The sequence below is a fragment of the Vibrio sp. Y42_MX_L11 genome (assembly GCF_024181785.1).
Classification (GTDB): domain Bacteria; phylum Pseudomonadota; class Gammaproteobacteria; order Enterobacterales; family Vibrionaceae; genus Vibrio; species Vibrio diabolicus.
The window spans coordinates 1-18325 of the sequence record NZ_JAMZAP010000030.1 but is presented as its reverse complement, the minus strand read 5'-3'; the positions used below and the strand labels follow the sequence as shown (position 1 = coordinate 18325).

At 43.5% G+C, this 18325-nt stretch carries 15 protein-coding genes and 1 pseudogene; 6 read left to right on the top strand and 10 right to left on the bottom strand.

Going from position 1 to position 18325, the window contains the following annotated elements; genetic code table 11:
* The first annotated feature begins 32 nt into the window (after positions 1-32).
* The 3 genes from NL643_RS21435 (at position 33) to yegS (ending at position 2448) form a co-directional block, all read left to right on the top strand.
* Positions 33-458, top strand: coding sequence for a bifunctional diaminohydroxyphosphoribosylaminopyrimidine deaminase/5-amino-6-(5-phosphoribosylamino)uracil reductase RibD (locus NL643_RS21435; RefSeq protein WP_053806013.1), 426 nt, complete (start codon positions 33-35; stop codon positions 456-458).
* A 173-nt stretch (positions 459-631) separates the two neighbouring features.
* Positions 632-1537, top strand: a complete 906-nt coding sequence (locus NL643_RS21430; RefSeq protein ID WP_253645150.1) for a LysR family transcriptional regulator — start codon at positions 632-634, stop codon at positions 1535-1537.
* A gap of 8 nt (positions 1538-1545) precedes the next feature.
* The gene (yegS, locus tag NL643_RS21425) at positions 1546-2448 is read left to right on the top strand and encodes a lipid kinase YegS (protein ID WP_005398147.1); all 903 of its coding nucleotides are present in this window, start codon (positions 1546-1548) and stop codon (positions 2446-2448) included.
* A 77-nt stretch (positions 2449-2525) separates the two neighbouring features.
* On the opposite strand, the gene NL643_RS21420 is transcribed toward yegS, so the two are convergent.
* The 4 genes from NL643_RS21420 to NL643_RS21405 form a co-directional block, all read right to left on the bottom strand.
* Positions 2526-2861, bottom strand: coding sequence for a NirD/YgiW/YdeI family stress tolerance protein (locus NL643_RS21420; RefSeq protein ID WP_253645137.1), 336 nt, complete (start codon positions 2859-2861; stop codon positions 2526-2528).
* Positions 2862-2876: 15 nt separating this feature from the next.
* The gene (locus NL643_RS21415) at positions 2877-3524 is read right to left on the bottom strand and encodes an AcfA family outer membrane beta-barrel protein (protein ID WP_253645136.1); all 648 of its coding nucleotides are present in this window, start codon (positions 3522-3524) and stop codon (positions 2877-2879) included.
* A 165-nt stretch (positions 3525-3689) separates the two neighbouring features.
* Positions 3690-5303 (bottom strand): VRR-NUC domain-containing protein, encoded by a 1614-nt coding sequence (locus NL643_RS21410; protein ID WP_253645135.1) that lies wholly within the window; start codon positions 5301-5303, stop codon positions 3690-3692.
* 67 nt (positions 5304-5370) lie between these two features.
* Complete coding sequence (locus tag NL643_RS21405) at positions 5371-6603, bottom strand: OFA family MFS transporter (RefSeq protein WP_253645134.1); 1233 nt, start codon at positions 6601-6603, stop codon at positions 5371-5373.
* A 577-nt stretch (positions 6604-7180) separates the two neighbouring features.
* On the opposite strand from NL643_RS21405, the gene NL643_RS21400 reads away from it, so the two are divergent.
* On the top strand, positions 7181-7537 hold the full coding sequence (locus NL643_RS21400) for an NADH:ubiquinone oxidoreductase (protein WP_253645133.1): 357 nt from the start codon (positions 7181-7183) through the stop codon (positions 7535-7537).
* A gap of 68 nt (positions 7538-7605) precedes the next feature.
* On the opposite strand, the gene NL643_RS21395 is transcribed toward NL643_RS21400, so the two are convergent.
* From NL643_RS21395 to NL643_RS21380, 4 genes are all read right to left on the bottom strand, one after another.
* Positions 7606-9495, bottom strand: coding sequence for a M48 family metallopeptidase (locus NL643_RS21395; RefSeq protein ID WP_253645132.1), 1890 nt, complete (start codon positions 9493-9495; stop codon positions 7606-7608).
* Positions 9495-10085, bottom strand: coding sequence for a LemA family protein (locus tag NL643_RS21390; protein WP_005398201.1), 591 nt, complete (start codon positions 10083-10085; stop codon positions 9495-9497). The genes NL643_RS21395 and NL643_RS21390 overlap by 1 nt, the downstream gene beginning before the upstream one ends.
* Before the next feature lie 226 nt (positions 10086-10311).
* Positions 10312-11679 carry an anaerobic C4-dicarboxylate transporter DcuC gene (gene dcuC / locus NL643_RS21385; RefSeq protein WP_104970627.1) on the bottom strand — a complete coding sequence of 456 codons (1368 nt, stop codon included), beginning with the start codon at positions 11677-11679 and terminating at the stop codon, positions 10312-10314.
* 356 nt (positions 11680-12035) lie between these two features.
* A complete protein-coding gene (locus NL643_RS21380; protein WP_005398197.1) occupies positions 12036-13160 on the bottom strand; it encodes a fatty acid desaturase in 1125 nt (374 codons plus the stop codon).
* A gap of 272 nt (positions 13161-13432) precedes the next feature.
* Here NL643_RS21380 and NL643_RS21375 point away from each other — a divergent pair, with 272 nt between their 5' ends.
* On the top strand, positions 13433-13981 hold the full coding sequence (locus NL643_RS21375; protein ID WP_005398196.1) for a GNAT family N-acetyltransferase: 549 nt from the start codon (positions 13433-13435) through the stop codon (positions 13979-13981).
* 86 nt (positions 13982-14067) lie between these two features.
* Here the strand turns inward: NL643_RS21375 and NL643_RS21370 are convergent, their stop codons facing one another.
* A complete protein-coding gene (locus NL643_RS21370) occupies positions 14068-14685 on the bottom strand; it encodes an HAD family phosphatase (protein WP_253645131.1) in 618 nt (205 codons plus the stop codon).
* Between the two features lie 367 nt (positions 14686-15052).
* On the opposite strand from NL643_RS21370, the gene NL643_RS21365 reads away from it, so the two are divergent.
* Complete coding sequence (locus NL643_RS21365) at positions 15053-17098, top strand: response regulator (RefSeq protein WP_253645149.1); 2046 nt, start codon at positions 15053-15055, stop codon at positions 17096-17098.
* A 103-nt stretch (positions 17099-17201) separates the two neighbouring features.
* Here NL643_RS21365 and cqsA read toward each other — a convergent pair.
* A pseudogene (gene cqsA, locus NL643_RS21360) lies at positions 17202-18200 on the bottom strand (alpha-hydroxyketone-type quorum-sensing autoinducer synthase); the annotation flags it as partial.
* Positions 18201-18325 lie beyond the last annotated feature (125 nt).

Below are 18325 nucleotides of genomic sequence, written 5' to 3'. Positions count from 1 at the left end.
GCGCCTCGTTTTTATTAGAGAATAGAGTTCAAATGAGCCAAGAGTTTATGCGCCGCGCATTGGAAGTGTCCAAAAATGCGCTTCCTGAATGTCAACCCAACCCGCCGGTTGGCTGCGTGTTAGTGAAAGACAATCAAATCGTTTCAGAAGGTCATACTCAAGCTATTGGTGGCAACCACGCGGAAGTAGAAGCGCTGAATGCATATCAAGGCTCGTTAGAAGCGGTGACGGCATACGTTACGCTCGAACCGTGTTCGTTTGTAGGTCGTACGCCAGCTTGCGCGGTGACATTAGTAAAATCCGGTATTGGCAAAGTCGTCGTAGCCATGTTGGACCCAGATCCGCGCAACAGTGGTCGAGGAATCGAGATTCTAAAACAAGCCGGTATTGAGGTAGAAATTGGTTTATGCGGCGAGGAAGTCAGCGAGTTTCTTACCCCATATTTAGGCAAATCTTAATGTAAGCTTTGGCTTGCACGGTAGCTGCTCACTTATGAGGTGAATGGAGCACGTCAAAATTGAGTTAAAACTCATTAAAACAGGTCGTACCGCCCATTTCTTGTACTTGGCTACGTTAACTATCATGCTGTTAGATTAAAATAGAAAAAGTGATTTTCGAAAAATTTAATAGCATGAAACCGACCGATCTTAATCTCATCCCCATCTTTATTGCCATTTATGAAGAGGGGAACTTATCTAAAGCGGCAGCACGTCTCAGTATCACGCAGCCCGCAGTCAGCAAAGCGTTGGCACGCCTTCGTGATATTTATGATGAACCTTTATTTCATCGCTGCACCAAGGGTGTAGAACCTACCTCTTTTGCTATGGATATTTACCCTGCGCTTCTTACTTCGGTGCAAAACTTTACTTCAACTCTGGCGGCTTCTAGCGAATTTGACCCTAAAGTGTCAAATCGAGTGTTTTCCATTGCTTGTGTCTCTGTTGCAAGTTTTGAGTTGCTCCCTCAAGTCATGAATCAGATCCGTGAGTTAGCACCATATATTGCTTTAGAGGTTCATCCACTCTTTACAGAAGATTATGAAAGCGATCTGCGTTTGCAACGTTACGACTTGATCATTGATATTGCGCCAAGAGCACGAACGGTTTTAAAAGTTGAAACTGTGCTTACTGAACGCTTGGTGGTGGTGTGTAGCGAGGAGCACCCACGCTTAAAGAACGAGATTACGGCTGAACAATTTTTTGAAGAAGAACATGTGGTGGTTTCGCAGTGGCAGAGTCGTAAGAGCTTGTTAAACGCCGATGATATTGTCGACTTGGACAAAAGAAAGATAAAGTATCGAGCTTCTGGCGTGTTGGAAATGCTACCTGTTATCTGCGGTAGTGAATATATTGGTTTAATGCCCGAGTCGATGATCAACTTGTTCAGCAACACCTATCATGTTAAATCTTTATCTATGCCATTTGATGAACAAACCTATGAGCTCTGCACAATATGGCATCCTAGTCGGACAAACGACAGTGCCCATCAATGGTTGCGATCACAGATTAAACAAGCAGGGAAAGTCATCAACCAATAGGAAGTGCAATGAAGAAGACAATACGTGCCATCCTTAACGGCAAAAAAGCTGGGAACCCAGAGTTAAGAGATGCAATCATGAAAATGAGAGACAAGGGCGTCGATGTGCAAGTGCGAGTGACTTGGGAATCTCAAGACATGCCGCGCTTGGTGAAAGAAGCGGTTGATGAAGGGATTGAACGTATTGTTGTCGCTGGTGGCGATGGGACCGTCAATGAGGCGGCTTCTGCGATTATCCAAATTGAAGAAGAAAAACGCCCTGAGTTAGCCATTATCCCTCTTGGTACCGCAAATGATTTTGCCACCGCGATTCAAGTGCCAGCTTCTATCAAGGCGTCTTTATCTCTCGCCGTAGAAGGGCAGTCTGCTTTGGTCGATTGTGTCAAGGCTAACGATCGCTACTTTATTAACGTGGCAACAGCAGGGTTTGGCGCAGAAGTTACGGCAGAAACGCCTGTTGAACTTAAAAACTTTCTTGGTGGCGGCGCTTATACACTAACCGGTGTTGTAAAAGCGCTCGGCTTTAAACCTTATGACGGAACAATAAAAATTGAAGGTGGGGCTTATCAGGGAGAAATGTTGCTTGGCGCTTTCTGCAATGGTCGCTTAGCTGGAGGTGGGCAAGAGTTAGCGTCGAAAGCGATGATTAATGATGGCTTGATGGATCTAACACTGGTGCGTCCATTCTTACCTCATGAGCTGCCGAAAGTTATCGAAGAGATCAATAATCCTAGTGAGAAAGGTGAGTTTGTAAAACACACAAGAGCAAGCTGGTTAGAGATAGACTTCCCAAATCCACTACCGCTTAATTTAGATGGTGAACCATATCATTCGAGAACAATACGGTTTGATGTTCAGCCCAAGAGTATACGATTAGTCTTGCCGCAAGATTGTCCTTGCTTGACCAGCTAAACGAGTAGTTTCACGGGTCGTAAACAACACAGCCTCCAATATGTGGCTGTGTTGTTTGTGTTGAGGTGTCAGGCGAATTAAAGCTTTTGAATGGTCTCTACGTCAATCTGCGTGGTTGTCCACTCTGAGTCAACTTCGCCTAGAATCGTCACTTTATCGTTTGGACCAACGTCTAGCCCCATCCAATCTTCATTGTCGATTTCCACTTCTATTTCACCAGTCTCATCTTTGAACAAGTAAGTCTCGTTACCAAGAGATTGAACAATGTGCCCGGTTAACATGACTGCGCTGTCGTCGGTTGCGTTGTGCGCCTCTTTCACCGAATTAATTACGCCTATTTCTGGACCATTAAACGCGGCGAAAGCTGAGCTTGAAAGTAGGGCAAACATGGCTGCTAAAATCTTTTTTTTCATTATCGTCTCCTTAAATTAGAAGTAGTAAGTTGTGCCTACGTTAAAGGATGCAGTGTTCGCGTATCGGTCTAGTTGATATTTTGCGTTTACACCTATGGTGAGCTGCGGGAAAATTCTGTATTCCGCACCCACTGAGAGCATTGCGCCTAGCTCGTTGTTTTTCTCCGTGCTATGGAAAAGCGTGTTGTTCATTTCCACATCGTCGTTCGCGACAAGCTCGTATTCTTGATGTTTAGAAACCTTGGCGTTGTATTCCGTGTACGTTAAACCCGCTTTGAATTTTGTTGTCCATTTATCATTTAATGCATAGTTAAACACAGGTGCCAGCGACACTTGCTTGGCTTTGATTGACGCATCCCAATCCATTTCATGATGGTAATCTTTGCCATCGATTGACTTGATACCTAGGTTTTTTGAACGACTATCATCAAGGTCAAACTGGCTGTAACCCAGTTCCAATGCCCAGTTGTCATTAAATGCGTAACCGACAAAGCCTGAGAAAATACCGTCTTCAAGCTCAGGGTTGAGTGTTACGTTGTCAGTTGAAAAGTGAGGTTCCAAATCATGGTCAGTGGTGCCTAGTCCATATTCCAGACCTACATAAGGAGCCGCAGATACCGAAACAGAGCAGGTAACAAGTAACGCAAGAAGTGTTTTGTTCATTTTATTTTTCCTCTTCAAGTCAACTTAGTGAGTAGAAGCGCATTTTGTGTGAAGAAGCGTGAAGCGATCGTGAAGAAACGAAAAAATGTTTAGAAAAAAGAGCAAGGGGCGATAATCGAGGGGCGGTTTGAGTGAACAAACACCAAGCTCTTTATATAGAGTAAGTTAAGTTGCTGCGACGTAACACACCGCAAACGGGACATTAAGGCGAGTAAACTCTTTGATCCAACGCCATTGGTTATCCTGGAGTTTATCGCCAGGGCCTTTCACTTCAATCCACTCGAACTCATTTTCTTTAAAAGCAATGAGATCCGGCATCCCATTACGGTAAAGCTTAAGGTCGCTCAATTGTATTTTGAACAGCGCCATCAGCATATTGGTTGGGATAGTGTTGAGCGCTGTTTCGAGTAGCTCTTTACTTATTAAATTCCAATGTACAAATGGATTACTAATGCCAAACTTCTCATCGTATTTTGTCAATAACGTCTGGGTGTTGCCCGCTTCTAGTTCGGCAAAAGCGGTGTCTATCAAAGCTTGGCGCTTGGTAACAAAATCCGAGTGATATAAATCTAAAGGGCGGTGTTGATAAGCGTTAATGAATGCCCCTTCAATAGGAGCAAAAATCGCATCCCAGAATGTAAGCCCCAGTAGCGAGTTGAGCAACGCATTTTCAGCGTAAAACACATTCCAGCCTAAGGACTCAAAATACGCTTTACTGGCAAGCTCGACTCGTTGTTGAGATAAATCCAGTTCAATATGGTATTCGGAGCAGAGTGGCTTTGCTACTCTTGGCATTTTCGCGCCTTGTTTTCGCTTCAACCGTTGCTCAAGTTTTTGTGCGACTTCGAGCTCAGACACATCAATTGGCGACTGCAGCATCTCTGTGACAATGTCACTAAATAAATCATCTTGGTTTAGTTTGTCATAGATACGTGCACGTCGTTCTCGGCTCGGAGCGAGCTGAGTTTGGCCAAATAGTGATAGGGCGGTCTCTAGCTCATCAATCCGTTCGTAATCACGTGCTATGTCATTCAACATGTGTTCACGTTTACGATCCACGTAATGGTGATTAACGGGCTGAGGCATTGCCTCAATTAATAAGTCGAGATTGGCTTTGTCTTTTCGATCAAATTGCCAGTACAGGTTGCTCAGTTGGCTCAGTTCAATTAAGCGGTCTATTTGCTCACGTGAATCAAAGAAACGGCGCACTTTACTCAATTGGTATTGCTCGAACTGATGTAGACCTAAGTCATCAAGCACAAACTGACTTAAGTCTTGATGGGTGTTGGCAAAAAATAGGGTGAGTAAAACATCGATCATGTGGGCGGAATTGAGTTTGATGATCGTAAACTCAAGCTGCTCAAAACGATCAAATTCCGTGTTGCTTAAACGCTCCACAAGGACATCTTTCTTTAATGACTTCGGTAGCTCTGGGTAAAGTGCAGAGATCTCTGGTTTCGTCAGTAAGTTAGACGCTAACTCTTGATGAGAGAGTGTGGGGGAAAGGGCCACAAACTCATGTTGACTCAATTCTGCCAGTGCTTCATTGATAGAAGGTATTTCTTGATAACTCAGCTTATCACTTCGAAACCAACACCCTTTTCGGCTGTATAAACGCACCAACAGGCATTGGGCGTGTTTGCTCAAGGAATCAAACGAGCAAAGCCAAGCGTGTTCATCCTCGGCCAGTAAATCGCTGTACCAGGTTACTGCGTGGTGAGTCAGCTTAAAGAAGTTTTCTAGATAGTAGTCTGGTGCAAGTTCGATAGGGCTTTCCATAAACGACCGATAACAAAAAAGGCTTAACCCATAGGTTAAGCCTTTTCGCTATCAAATCAATTCGCAATTATGCGTTTTTTAGCTGCGCTACTTTCGCTTCAGACAGTGGCTTAGTGATGAACGCAAGTATGATACATACTGCCATCATTGCTGAAGAAATAGTGTAAGCCAAGGTGTAGCCTTCGCCGTTCGTCATAGAGAAGCCAACAACTGCTGCGCCGATTGCACCACCGATACCCCATGCAGTGTAAAGCACACCGTAGTTAGTACCGTAGTTTTTCAAACCGTAGAACTCGGCCGTTAGCGTAGGGAATACCGCTAGAAGTGTACCGTAACCTACCGCTGCGATCGCAGTACCAATGATCAGAGTGAACTCAGAGTCGAACGTTGCGAACAGCACCATGTTTACGCCTTGTAAGACGAACGCAAGTAGAAGCGTACGAACACCGCCGATTTTATCTGCAAGCATACCCGCAGCAACACGACCGCCAGAGTTGAATACAGCAAGAATGGACGCTAGGTAAACCGCGTTTGGCAAGTTTGCTTGAACGCTTGCGATGGTCGTGATGTTACCGATGATCATTAGACCAACAGAAGCTGCGAACGCGTACATGATCCATAGAGAGTAGAACTGTGGCGTTTTCAACATTGCTTTCCAAGTTAGATCATCTGACTTTTTAACCGCTTTAGGTGCTTGACCTTCTTTTACTTTCGGTTCTGCAGGCGTGTAGTCTGCTGGTGGGTTATTGATGGTTGCTGCAAGAGGAACTGCAATTGCCAGGATACCAACACCAAGAACCATAAAGCTCGTTTGAATGCCCATGCTGTCGATCAATGATGATGTTACTGGTGCTAGGTAGATAGCCGCTAGCCCGAAACCAGCCGCAATAATGCCGTTAACCATGCCTTTCTTCGAAGCGTGGAACCATTTCATTGCAGAAGGTGATAGGCATGCGTAGCCAAAACCGATACCTGCACCTGTGATCACACCGAAGGTAATGTTCAGCATGAGTGGAGTGTCAACAAAGCCAGATGCGATCATGCCTAGACCTGTAAGAACAGTACCTAGGATAAGAATCATACGCGGACCCATGCGGTCTTGAAGAATACCTGCAACAAGAAGACAGATAGAGAAAGTGATGGTTGCAGTTGCGTAAGGTGCAGAAGCTTCTGCAGCACTCCAGCCTGATTCAGTTACCAGTGCCTTGTTGAATACACTCCAAGCATACAGGATGCCAAGACAAAGGTTGATACAGAACCCTGCTAACAGGATGCGCATAGCTTTATCAATCTTGCTCATTTTCATTCTCAGTTTTTCCTCTTGTTGGCAATGCCGCAAAGAGGGTTGGTTTAAAGATGTTTTTTCTCAAAATTAGTTTGCGTTTTTCAACGATTAACGCAATGAGCGCGGATTATAACCAATAAATATGTGATTGGAATCTCTTTTTACCGTTACTGATAAAATAATTTGAAACATTAAAAGCGGATGTGAATTCATGGTTTTGTATGTGGTTAGCGTGTTATCAAAAAGTGATGATTTCTGTTATTGGGAATGAGGAACTAGTCAAAATAGAGAATTCAGTGCGCAGTTGGGTGCACAGCTCACATTTCATATAAAAAATTTCAAAATGTTACCGTGTTAACTCCCTGTAACAAAAATGACTGAAATATCGTCTTATCGCCGTAAGTATTGGATGTAAAGGGTTTCTTAAATTTAAATTGTTAACCTTTTGTAATAACTAGAGCTGATTAGGTTTTTTGTGCATTAAGTGAACAAAAAAGTCACTTGTAATTGCAGATTATAGGAGCAGAATATAGCGAAAAATGAGATTTCATTTATGAAGGGATGCTTTTTTAGACTTGTTGTGAGGTGACTTATGAAACTGTTCCTATTACTCATGGCTTCGGTATCTGCTGGTGTCGCATCTGCAGATCACATCCATTCATTTATGTTGGGCCTATCTATTGCTTCTCTAGCGGTAGGGAGCTGCTATTTCTTTGCATTCCGTAGCTCGCGCTTTCCACAGCTTGCTTTATTCTTACTAATTTGCGGCATGCTTTCTAAGTTGACGATAACGGTTGTTGGTGTGATGTGGGGAATGTCGGCTGAATTAATTACATCTCCAATCGTATTCGCACTTTCGTATTTATTCTTCTCTCTCGCCGTGACCTACTTATGGTTTAGTTATCGAGAGAGTATCACTAAGACCCCTGACCGATTTAAGTCAGCGTAAATCGTCAAATCAGAAAACATAATGAAAAAACGCCAGCAAAAGTGCTGGCGTTTTTGTTTAAAGCTAAGTCAGTTAGCTTGTTGTGTTTGGCTCGGTAGGGTTTGTCCTGTATTGACTGATACTGTTAGTGGCGGCTCTGGAACTTCTAAGAAGCAGGCGATTACTCTATAGAGTTCTCCTTCCGCAACGGTAACCTTTCCATCCGATTCAATCGCTAATCGACACGCTTTTACGAACAAGCGACGACTTTTCGGTTTGAGTTGCAGTAGGAGCTCTAAAGCAGCGCGATTTAGGCCCCAGTTCTTATTTGCGGGTTGTAACTCTGCATCATTAAAGCCCAAACAGGTTAGGGCGCTGCTAAATGCACGTTGAGCGTCTTCCGGTTGAGAGTGACTAACCCAAGCCAATTCGCGCAGTAGCCAAAAAACACTCTCTTTTAATTGCTTTAAAGATTGGATCTGTTTTGTACATCCATACGATTCGAGTAGTTGCTTCTCCAATAAGTTGATGACACACCATTCTGCGAGTGAGTAGTGATCATCAGTTTGAGAGAGTTCACGTAGCACCTGGCACAGTCTGTTTTTCTGACCCTCACTCAGCGATTTCAAGGCAGGGATGGAGAGTTCGAGTAATGGAAAGCGTAGATGAAGAGGCAAATCATAATCTAGCCATGGTAATAATTGTGCTTGAGACACATTTGGGATATGACTTTTTATCATCTCTCGCTGGAGTTCACTGCCATCAAATATCAAGGCAAAAGCAATAAAGCGCGCACTATATGGTTCACGAGCGATGTCGACAAGTTCGGAAGGAAGTTGGTTAAGTAGTTGTTGACCTACTTCGCTGAGTTCTGCAGTGGTTGGTTTCTCCGGTTGTGTCGATGTCCCTGATGTGAATCCACTAACGTTATCATTCTCAAAGCTTGTCGTTGGACGATGCGAACTTTGAGAAAAACTTCCATCCCAACCAGGTTCAATTCGGCGAATCCGTTCTTCTAGTGGAGGGTGAGTCGCAAATAGGCCAGAAAAGCCGGAGAGTTTGCTTTGACCAAACATCATATGGCTCATCTCATCGCTTGCTTTTGTATTCAATGAAGAACCCGCCATATGACTACCAATTTTCTTGAGTGCACCAGCAATGCCTTGATCGTTTCGAGTAAATTGAACGGCACTGGCATCAGCGAGAAATTCACGTTGACGAGAGATTGCGGCTTTGATCATCGAGCCAAACAAGGTGCCAATCCAGCCCAGAACCAAACAGATAATCGCAATCAGCATGATAACCGCAAAGCCTTTATCGGAATCGGAAGAACTTCTTGATACGCGACTCGTATGATGAGTGTTATCTAAGACCAAGTGTCCAAAATGTGCAATGCAAGTGATGCCAAACAGTACGCCGATAAGACGCGTATTCAAACGCATATCTCCGTTTAAGATATGGCTGAATTCATGAGCAATGACACCTTGTAGTTCATCTCGCGTGAAGCTATCCAGTGCGCCTTGTGTGACGCCGATGACGGCATCATCAATGCTCATGCCTGCTGCGAAAGCATTGATACCGAGCTCTTCCTGCATCACATAGACGGGAGGAACCGGAATACCAGATGCAATTGCCATCTCTTCCACAACGTTGAGCAGTTGTCTATGTTTTGCACCTAAGGTGTTTGAGGAAATCAGCTTGCCGCCTATGCTCTCAGCAACACCTCGGCCTCCATTGGAGGTGAGGGCGGACAAGCGAACCATTGAACTTATCGCAACAACCAGCAATACACCGGCAAAGCACAACAAGACGTAGGTAAGTGCGGTTTCTTGATCAAAGTGTTCGCCTGTTACTCCGTAATAGATACCAATCGATAATACGCTTACCAAACCAGTGATGGTGACAACTGCTAAGGAAAACAGGAACACCAAAAGCCCAGTGCGTTGACGCGCGGTATCTTGATGGTCAAAGAAATTCATTAGAACTCAACCTTCGGGGCCGCTTGTATTTCAGCACTGTCAGAAAACTCTAACAGTTTGCCATCTTGGAATCCGAATGCGTTGGAAAACAACACGGGCGGGAACGTTTGTTTGTATGTGTTGTAGCTGGTTACCGCATCATTAAATGCTTGGCGAGCAAACGCAACTTTGTTCTCAGTGCTGGTTAATTCTTCTTGAAGCTGACTCATGGTTTCATTCGCTTTAAGCTCAGGGTAGGCTTCCACTACAACATTCAGTTTGCCCAACGCACTTTGCAGCATGCCTTCTGCTTGGTTTAGTTGGCTAATTGCCGCATCACTACCAGGCGCGTCACTGGCTGCTTTCAGGCCAGCAATTGCTTGATTACGAGCTTGGATGACACGTTCAAATGTTTCTTTTTCGTGTTCCATATAGCCTTTTGCAGTATTAACTAAGTTCGGAATCAAATCGTATCGACGTTTTAATTGAACTTCTATTTGAGCGAAGCTGTTTTTGAAACGGTTTTGTAGAGTAACGAGCTTGTTGTAGATACTGACGGCGTACACCACAATGAGCAGGACAATAACGATAAAGACAATAAATGCAGTCATAATAAATCCCATTTTCTTAATGTATTCAGTTCTTATATAAACTGTTGAGATATTAAGCAAATGCTTCTGAAGAAGCGATGTAATAACCGAGAAATATGTCACGAGTTGAGTAACAATTAAAATGCATTTACAAAGCAATACAGAAAGAATAATGGCACTGGAGAGATGAAAGAAATAGGCCCAGCTAGAAGCCGGGCCTTGTCGATAAGCAATATTGGCGATGCCGTTAGGCACTCATTGGAACAAGCACCATAGTACCAATTATAACTGTGATAAGACCAGCAAGAACCGGAACAGATGTTCGTTTTACAACCTCAAACGGGCTGATGTTCGCCATACCGGATGTCGCAACGATTACGCCAGACACTGGTGAGATAGTACGACCTAGGTTTGATGCTTGAAGCATCGGGATAATTAGGAACGCTGGGTTTAGTCCCATTTTCGCAGCCAAAGATGGTGCCAACTCTACAAATGCATAGAAAGGCGCGTTACCAGACCCCGTTGCAATTGCTGCTGCAACTGTCAATGCAGTAAGGATAAGCATTAAAGCAACACCGCCTGCACCTGCATTGTCTGCAAGGTGAAGTAGGTTATCGATAGCGCCGATAGACATTAGACCTTGCGCAAAAACCCCCGCTGCAACCAAAAGCATCACAACGCCTTTGAACGCGTCAGCCATGCCAGCGTAACAAGAATCTAAATCTTCCAGTGATTTCTTACCATCAAACTTATTTACAACGTAATGGATCAGAGCGCCAAGGAAAATCGAACCGACCACAATAGTGTAAATGTCTAGGCTAAGTCCTGGAATGGTACGACCGTTGAATAGGAACACGCCGATGATAGGTAGAAATGGCAGTGCCGCATAAAACGCTGGTGCATCGGCTTTGATCTCTGATACGTCAATTTTTTCCATTGGCGTATTTTCTTTCTTATCTAAGTATTTGTTCCAGAAGAAAGCCGCGGCAGCCATCACGATGATTGCGCAGATAGAAACAGGCAACACTGTTTGTACCGCAAACACATCAAGCGCCAAGCCAGATTTTTCGGCGGCGATCACCACATCACCAGAGGTTGGAGAAAGAATGATTGCCGCAGGAGAGGCACAAACTGCAACCGCTGCTGGACGAGAGATCCCCATCGCGACCATCATTGGGAACAATGTCGCCATTAATAGTACGCCAAGGCCAGTTGCAGAACTTACCGCAAGAGACATCAAACACGCCACAATGTAAGCCGCTACCAAAAGGACATAAGGAGACTTGATAACAGAAAGCGGTTTAGAGAACTGTTTCACTACAACGTTATTCGCGCCGATGTGAGTCATATAGGAAGCGAAGCCACATAGCAACATGATTTGCATACCAAGGCCACCGCCGCGGTATTGTAGCATGTATTTCACGTATTCTAGCGCGTCTGTCACCATGTTACCGGTTGAGGTGATTTTTGAGGGCAGCACGTCATGCCCCAATACGCCAGTCATAAGAAGTAAAGCAAGACCAGCCGTCAGTAACACGCCCGCTGCTTTATAGCCTTTGACGATAAAGTAACCCACAGCAATGGTGACAACTAAGCCAATTAAGAGCTCTAACATAGGGATCTCCGAATGTTATGAAAAAAAAGAAAGAAACTGTTTCAGTTTATGACAAGGAATTTACAGAATTCTTAACTGTGGCACGAGACAAATATGGGGCTTGCATGATCTGAGACAAATAATAATTTAATAATTAATTTCGTTAGATTGTATTGTTGGAATTTGGTTTTCTAAGTGTTATGTGCTGGTTTGAAGCTGTTTGCAGGAAGGAAAATATGACCAGAAATTTGAATAAATAGTGAGGGAATTGATTCAAAATGAGAAAAAGAAACAACTCAGTGAGTTGGGAGAGGGTAATAATCCTTGCAACATAAAAGCTTCGCCGAAGCGAAGCTAAATCGTAAGGATGGGTTAAGTTAAGCGTATCGGCGCACCATCAGGTTCCAACTGCGTTGTTGCCGTTCGAACTCCGCTTTGATTTGCTGATACTTTATCTTTGTCACAGAGCACTCGTATTTTTTTACCACACTGGCTGTTTTTGCACCGAGTACTTCCTTGCGCATTTCATAATATTCCTGCATGTGATGAACTAGCGCATCAAACTCGTGTTGTAACTGATCAAGAATCGTTTGCGTATTCGGTTTTGCTCCCAGTTTTTCTTTTGCTTTCTTCAAGAGTTGAGTTGCGCGAGCTTTTTCAATTCTAAATGTAGGCGTTGTGCGCAACTTAGATGTGAGTCCAAGCCAAGAACAAGACTTAATCAACCACTTTGTCGGGTCGTAATGCCACCAATACACACCATTACGATAGTCATTCTCGAAGATATGATGGAAATTGTGGTAGCCCTCACCAAATGTGAAAAAGGCTAACACTCCGTTGTCGCGAGCGGTGTTTTTGTCCGTGAAAGTCTGCTTTCCCCAAACATGCGCAAGTGAGTTAATGAAAAAGGTCGTGTGGTGGCTCATAAAGAGTCGAGCGGCACCAACTACTAATAACATACCCCAAATATCGCCGTAGATAATTCCAAGAGCGACCGGAAAGCCAATATTGGTGAGTAGAGCAAGTGGAACATAGTACTTATGTTGCCACATGACGATTTTGTCACGCTTTAAATCGCGGCAGTTGGTGTATTCGTTTTCCTGCGATTTGTTGTAGTCGCGTAACATCCAGCCAATGTGAGAATACCAAAAGCCTCGTTTTGCTGAGTAAGGATCTTTGTCGTTATTGTCGACATGCTTGTGGTGTACACGATGATCAGAAGACCAGTGTAATGCACTATTTTGCAAAGAAAATGCTCCTCCAATCGCAAAAATAGCACGTAAAATTGGATGAGCTTCGTATGTTTTGTGGCTCCAGAGTCGGTGATAGCCTGCTGTAATAGAAAGATTCGTAAAACTGAATGCCATCACTCCCCAAACTAGATGCTCCCAACCCAGTCCAAAATGATATGCATACCAAGGCATTACAATAAAAGTCAGAACAAAACTGGAAGAAAATATCAATGTATTCAACCAGATAATGGGTGGTTTGTTTTGAGTCACAGGTGTATTCCTAACTTTGAGCTAACAACTGTTCGCCAGAATATCAGCGTACACGTGTAAGTCAAATTAAAGTTAGACAAATGTGACTGTTCCTTTGGATGTACATTAAGGAACTTGATGGGATATTTTGCTTTTAATTGAATAATGAGTAGTATTAAAAAATGAGCTCTGGCTTAAGGTGTATAAAATCTGCCAAGAAACAAGTGTTATAAAGGTGGAATATGCCGAGACTCTATAAAGAAGTAAAAAATGTAAGAAAATAGGAATACGTAATGGATTTACGATTAGCGGAATATAAGGACTACGAGCGCATTGCGCATCTTCATGCGGATAGTTGGAAGCGTCATTACCGTGGCATTCTTAGTGATAACTATCTTGATAAAGAGGCGATTGACGACAAACTACTGATCTGGCAAACCCGTCTGACCAACCCACCATTCAACCAGCACATTGTCTTGGCGGAAGAGGGTGGTTTGTTGCTCGGCTTCGTTTGTGTGTTTGGCAACCATGACTTCGAGCGTGGAACCTTTATTGACGCACTGCATGTTGATGACAGCTACCGTGGTCGTGGTATTGGCAAGCAGCTATTACTTGCTGTCGCAGAATGGCAGCAACAGTACTTTAAAGACACTGGTCTTTATCTAGAAGTCGTATCGCAAAACATTTCTGCAATTGAATTCTACCGCCATATTGGAGGTCAAGAATGTCAAGAGCGAACTTGGCGTGCGCCAGGTGGTACAGAAGTATTGGAGAAGGTATTCCGTTGGAAGAATGCTCAGTCATTAGTTAGTGGGATAGAAGAAAACGTTATTTACTCCTAGTCTGACGTTTTAGCTTAGCAATAAGAGCAGCATCAACGCTGCTCTTTTTTGTGCCTGTCCTAAAGTTTAGTGTTTCAGTGGGCGACTTAAAAGCAAAGCCCCATGGCTTTTAGCTCTGACTCGCATTGCTGAGCATTTTCAAATTGAATGGCTTCCATGCCTACCGCTCGGGCCCCTTCGACGTTGTATGGCATATCATCAAGAAATACCGTTTCCTCGGCCTGAAGCTGATATGTTGAAAGTAGGGCTTGGTAGATCTCAGCTTGTGGCTTTAGTAACTGCACTTCAGAAGAGATGATTGTACCGTCAAACAGCGGCCAGAATTCATAGGTAGCACGAAGATGCTCAACAATTTCGTTGACGTTGTCTGTGAGCGCATAAACGCTATATCCTGCACTTTTTATTCTTTTTAGCAGTTCGACACTGCCGTAAAGTAATATTTGTGTATGTTTTACGTAGTAAAAAAAGCGGTCCATTTCTTCCGCTGTCACTTTGTGCTCACGTTGATAGCACAGTTTGGCTTCCTCTTCGGAAATGATTCCTTTGTTTAAGTCTTTCCAGATTTGTGATGAAAACAGCAACTGGGCCATTTTTTCCGCTTCTACTGAGTGACCAAATGTTAAGCGAACAATCTCTACCGGAGACCAGCGTACTAATACATTTCCCACATCAAAAATTACGTTTTTTATTTGTAAAGGTTCCATAACACCCCCCAAGCCAATTGTTCATCACCGCGTTACATCCACAGTGAATGCTGTCGTTAAATCTTTGGAAGTTCGAGCCAAAGGCGCTGTTTAAATGTCTCGAACGTATATGAGATTAACATCCCTTAGGATACAACGCGATTATCGCAAAATTACACTAAACTATATGCAACTTCATTTATTTGGTTGTAAATCAAGTGTCGCTATCTTAAAAGATTGAAATTAAAGACAAGCGTCGCGAAATATTTGCGCCATTTCGCGCTGCTTATAAGCGTTAAGTAATATATAATTACTTAATAATAAAACGATAAGAATGAATGCAAATCACACTATTGGGACGTCAGGCGGAGTAGGCAAAATAGATAATATGGACTCGATACGTAAGGTTTATCAATATGCAGAACCCAACCTGACTCTCGTTGGTTGGATGGGGTTTCTTGGCTTTCCGCTGTACTACTTTGTTTGGGATTTTGTTTTCCCACAGGCTTATGAAAACTTGCCGCTCAGACTGTTTTGTTCACTATTGTTCTTTGGCATCATTTTTAGAAACCGCTTGTCGTCAACGTGGCGAAAATATATCCATATTTACTACCAAGTGACGATAACGATCTGCTTACCGTTTTTCTTTTTCTATATGTTACTGATGAATGACTGGTCCAATGTTTGGGTCATGTCCTTTATGTCCGCGATTTTCTTGCACATTCTATTGGTTCATGTCACAAGAGTTATGTTCGCTCAAACTTTTGCCGGAATAGGTTTAGCGACGTTCTTTGCTTGGGTGGCGAAAGGGTTTCATCTCGATTTAACAATGGACTGGACGCATGTGCCAATCTTTCTCTTTATTTATGTATTTGGCAATTTATTCTACTTTCGGAACCAAGTAGAGCACGAAGCGAAAGTGTCGTTGGCCAAGTCATTCGGGGCCGGAATTGCGCATGAAATGCGTAACCCTTTAAGTGGCCTTTGCACGTCAATCGATGTTATCCAATCAGTCTTACCCAGTAAAAAAGAAGCCGAGAAAGACCAATATCTGATGAGCGGAGAGGATGTCACCCTGCTGCGCGAAGTTAGTGAGGATGCGATGAACATCATTCAGTCGGGCAACGAGACGATAGATTTACTTTTGACATCGATAGACGAAAACCGTGTCTCGCGATCCAGTTTCCAAAAGCATTCTGCTCACTCAGTGGTTGAAAAAGCGATTGAAAGCTTTAGTTATAAGCGTGCGACGGATCGCTTTGCTATATCCCTAGATGCGAGAAGTGAGTTTGATTTTCTTGGTAGCGATACCTTACTCAAATACGTTATGTATAACCTTTTCAAGAACGCCTTCCATCATCGCACATCTGAAGATTTCCACATACATGTCTCCATGACGAGTACGGAGCACTCAAACCAAATCGTTGTAACCGATAATGGTGCAGGCATTGCTCCTGATGTCCTACGTAATATATTTCAGGACTTTTACACAACTGGTAAGTCAGGCAGCTATGGTTTGGGTTTGCCATTTTGTAAAAAAGTGATGCGTTCTTTTGGAGGTAACATTGAATGCCAGTCTCAGCTAGGTGAGTGGTCTCAGTTCACGTTAACTTTCCCGCCGCTCACATCTGATATCGTGACTGAAATTAAAAACGATTTGACCAAACTCAAAACCATCCTAACGGTGACTAATCAAGATATTCTTGTGTCGAAAGTGACGGACATTAGCCGTTTTATGGGTTTTGAATCAACGATCTTAGATGTTAATCAAGTGCTCAAAAAGAAAGAGTATGAGTTCGAATTCGACCTGATTTTTATCGATCTTGAGAGCTTGGATGCAAGAGCAAACCAATTGGACAGATTAGAATCTCTTTTGTCTTTCACGGAAGCTCGTATCGTTTATCTTTTTGAGCATCACCCGACACAGAGAGCATGCAAAGCGGCATATGAGCCTATTTGGGTCGAGACTCAAGCCTGGTTATTGAATACTAAGCCAACCATTGACCGTCTCTTGTATGATTCAAGCTATGTATCGACACCAACGGCCTCAGTGGCTTTGGATACGTCAAATAAGCGGACAATTATGGTCGTGGATGATAACGAATCTTTGCGAAAATTTACCGCGATGTTACTCGAAAAGCAGGGCTTTGAAGTGATTCAGAAAGAAGACGGGCAGCAAGCACTGGATACATTAGAGCAAGAGAACGTTGACCTCATTCTTATGGATATCGAGATGCCCATCATGGATGGTGTAGAAGCTTCAAGGCGAATTCGAAGCTCGGATAAAAACTATGCGTCGGTACCTATTATTGCGCATACTGGGGATAGCTCACCTGTTACGCTGGACAAAATAGGCTCTTCTGGCATGTCTGACTTTATCGTGAAACCAGCGGATAAAAATCGCTTATTCGACAAAATCGCAAACTGGATTTAATCACTCGCAACTGTGTTATCTTGAGACGAGTTGATCATAACGCGAATACGGATAAAGAGCTCAGCAAAACTGCTGAGCTCTTTATTTTTACCTAAACTCTAGCTTATACAAACTCTAGATCGGGATGAACAAACGCTTCTTGGCAGGCGGAAAGAACGTGATCGACTTCGGCGGCAGTCATGTCCGCATTGACAGAAAAACGAATGATGTTCTTGTTTCTTCCTGTTGCAGGGCGACAGAAAACTGCACCAAAGACATTCCTTTCTTCTAGAAAGTCGCGAACTCGCTCAGTGTTTCTTTCGTTGCCACATTCTAGCGCGATAATTTGCGACTCACTGCGAATAGTAAACCCAATACGCTTTAAACCAACGGCTAGAGACTTCGCTCTTTTAAACAAAATCTCCCGCTTGTCATCGGCTTTTTTTATGACGTCCAGTGTTTTTTCTAACCGAATGATCTCTTGCGGTAACACGGTAGAACTGAAAATGGCAGGATACGCGACAAATGGAAGCGTCTTCGCCAGCTTTTCTGCCCCTAAAATTGCGCCAGCACGATAAGCAAATGTCTTTGCAAGACTTACGGTTACAAAGTCCACCATATGAGTCAAATCCAGCTCTTGCAGTAGCCCAGCGCCTTGCGGACCGTGCGTACCTAACGAGTGCGATTCATCCACAACTAAGCCGCAGTCAAACTCTTGTGCTATTTCGTAGATATCACGTAGAGGAGCAATGGTTCCGATAGTGCTGTAAACCGAATCCACAACAATAATTCCCGAACCATGGCGTGAAATCTGTTTTCGCAAGTGGTTGGTGTTGTTATGCATGAACGGATGAATTTGTGCTCCTGCGATACGTGCACCTTCCCATAAAGACATATGCGCAAAGAAGTCGATATACACAGGTATGTTCGGTGCACAAATAGTCTGTAATAAACCGACATTCGCAGCCCATCCTGATTGAGAAAGCAGACAGCTAGGCATGCCGACAAAACTGGCTAGTTGAGTTTCAAATGCAGGTTTTGATTCATCATCTTGCAAGAAAATCGCGGACATCACGACGTTGTCATCGTGTTGAGAAATCGCATCACGATGCGCGTTTTGAATCTCCTTGTATGGATAATAAGTACTCCAATCGGGTAAGGTGAGACCCAGACTTTAGCTGCAACTAAAGTTCTTCTATCTGGTAGTTCGATTGAACGATGGCTCCTCAATTGAGAGACCGGTAACAA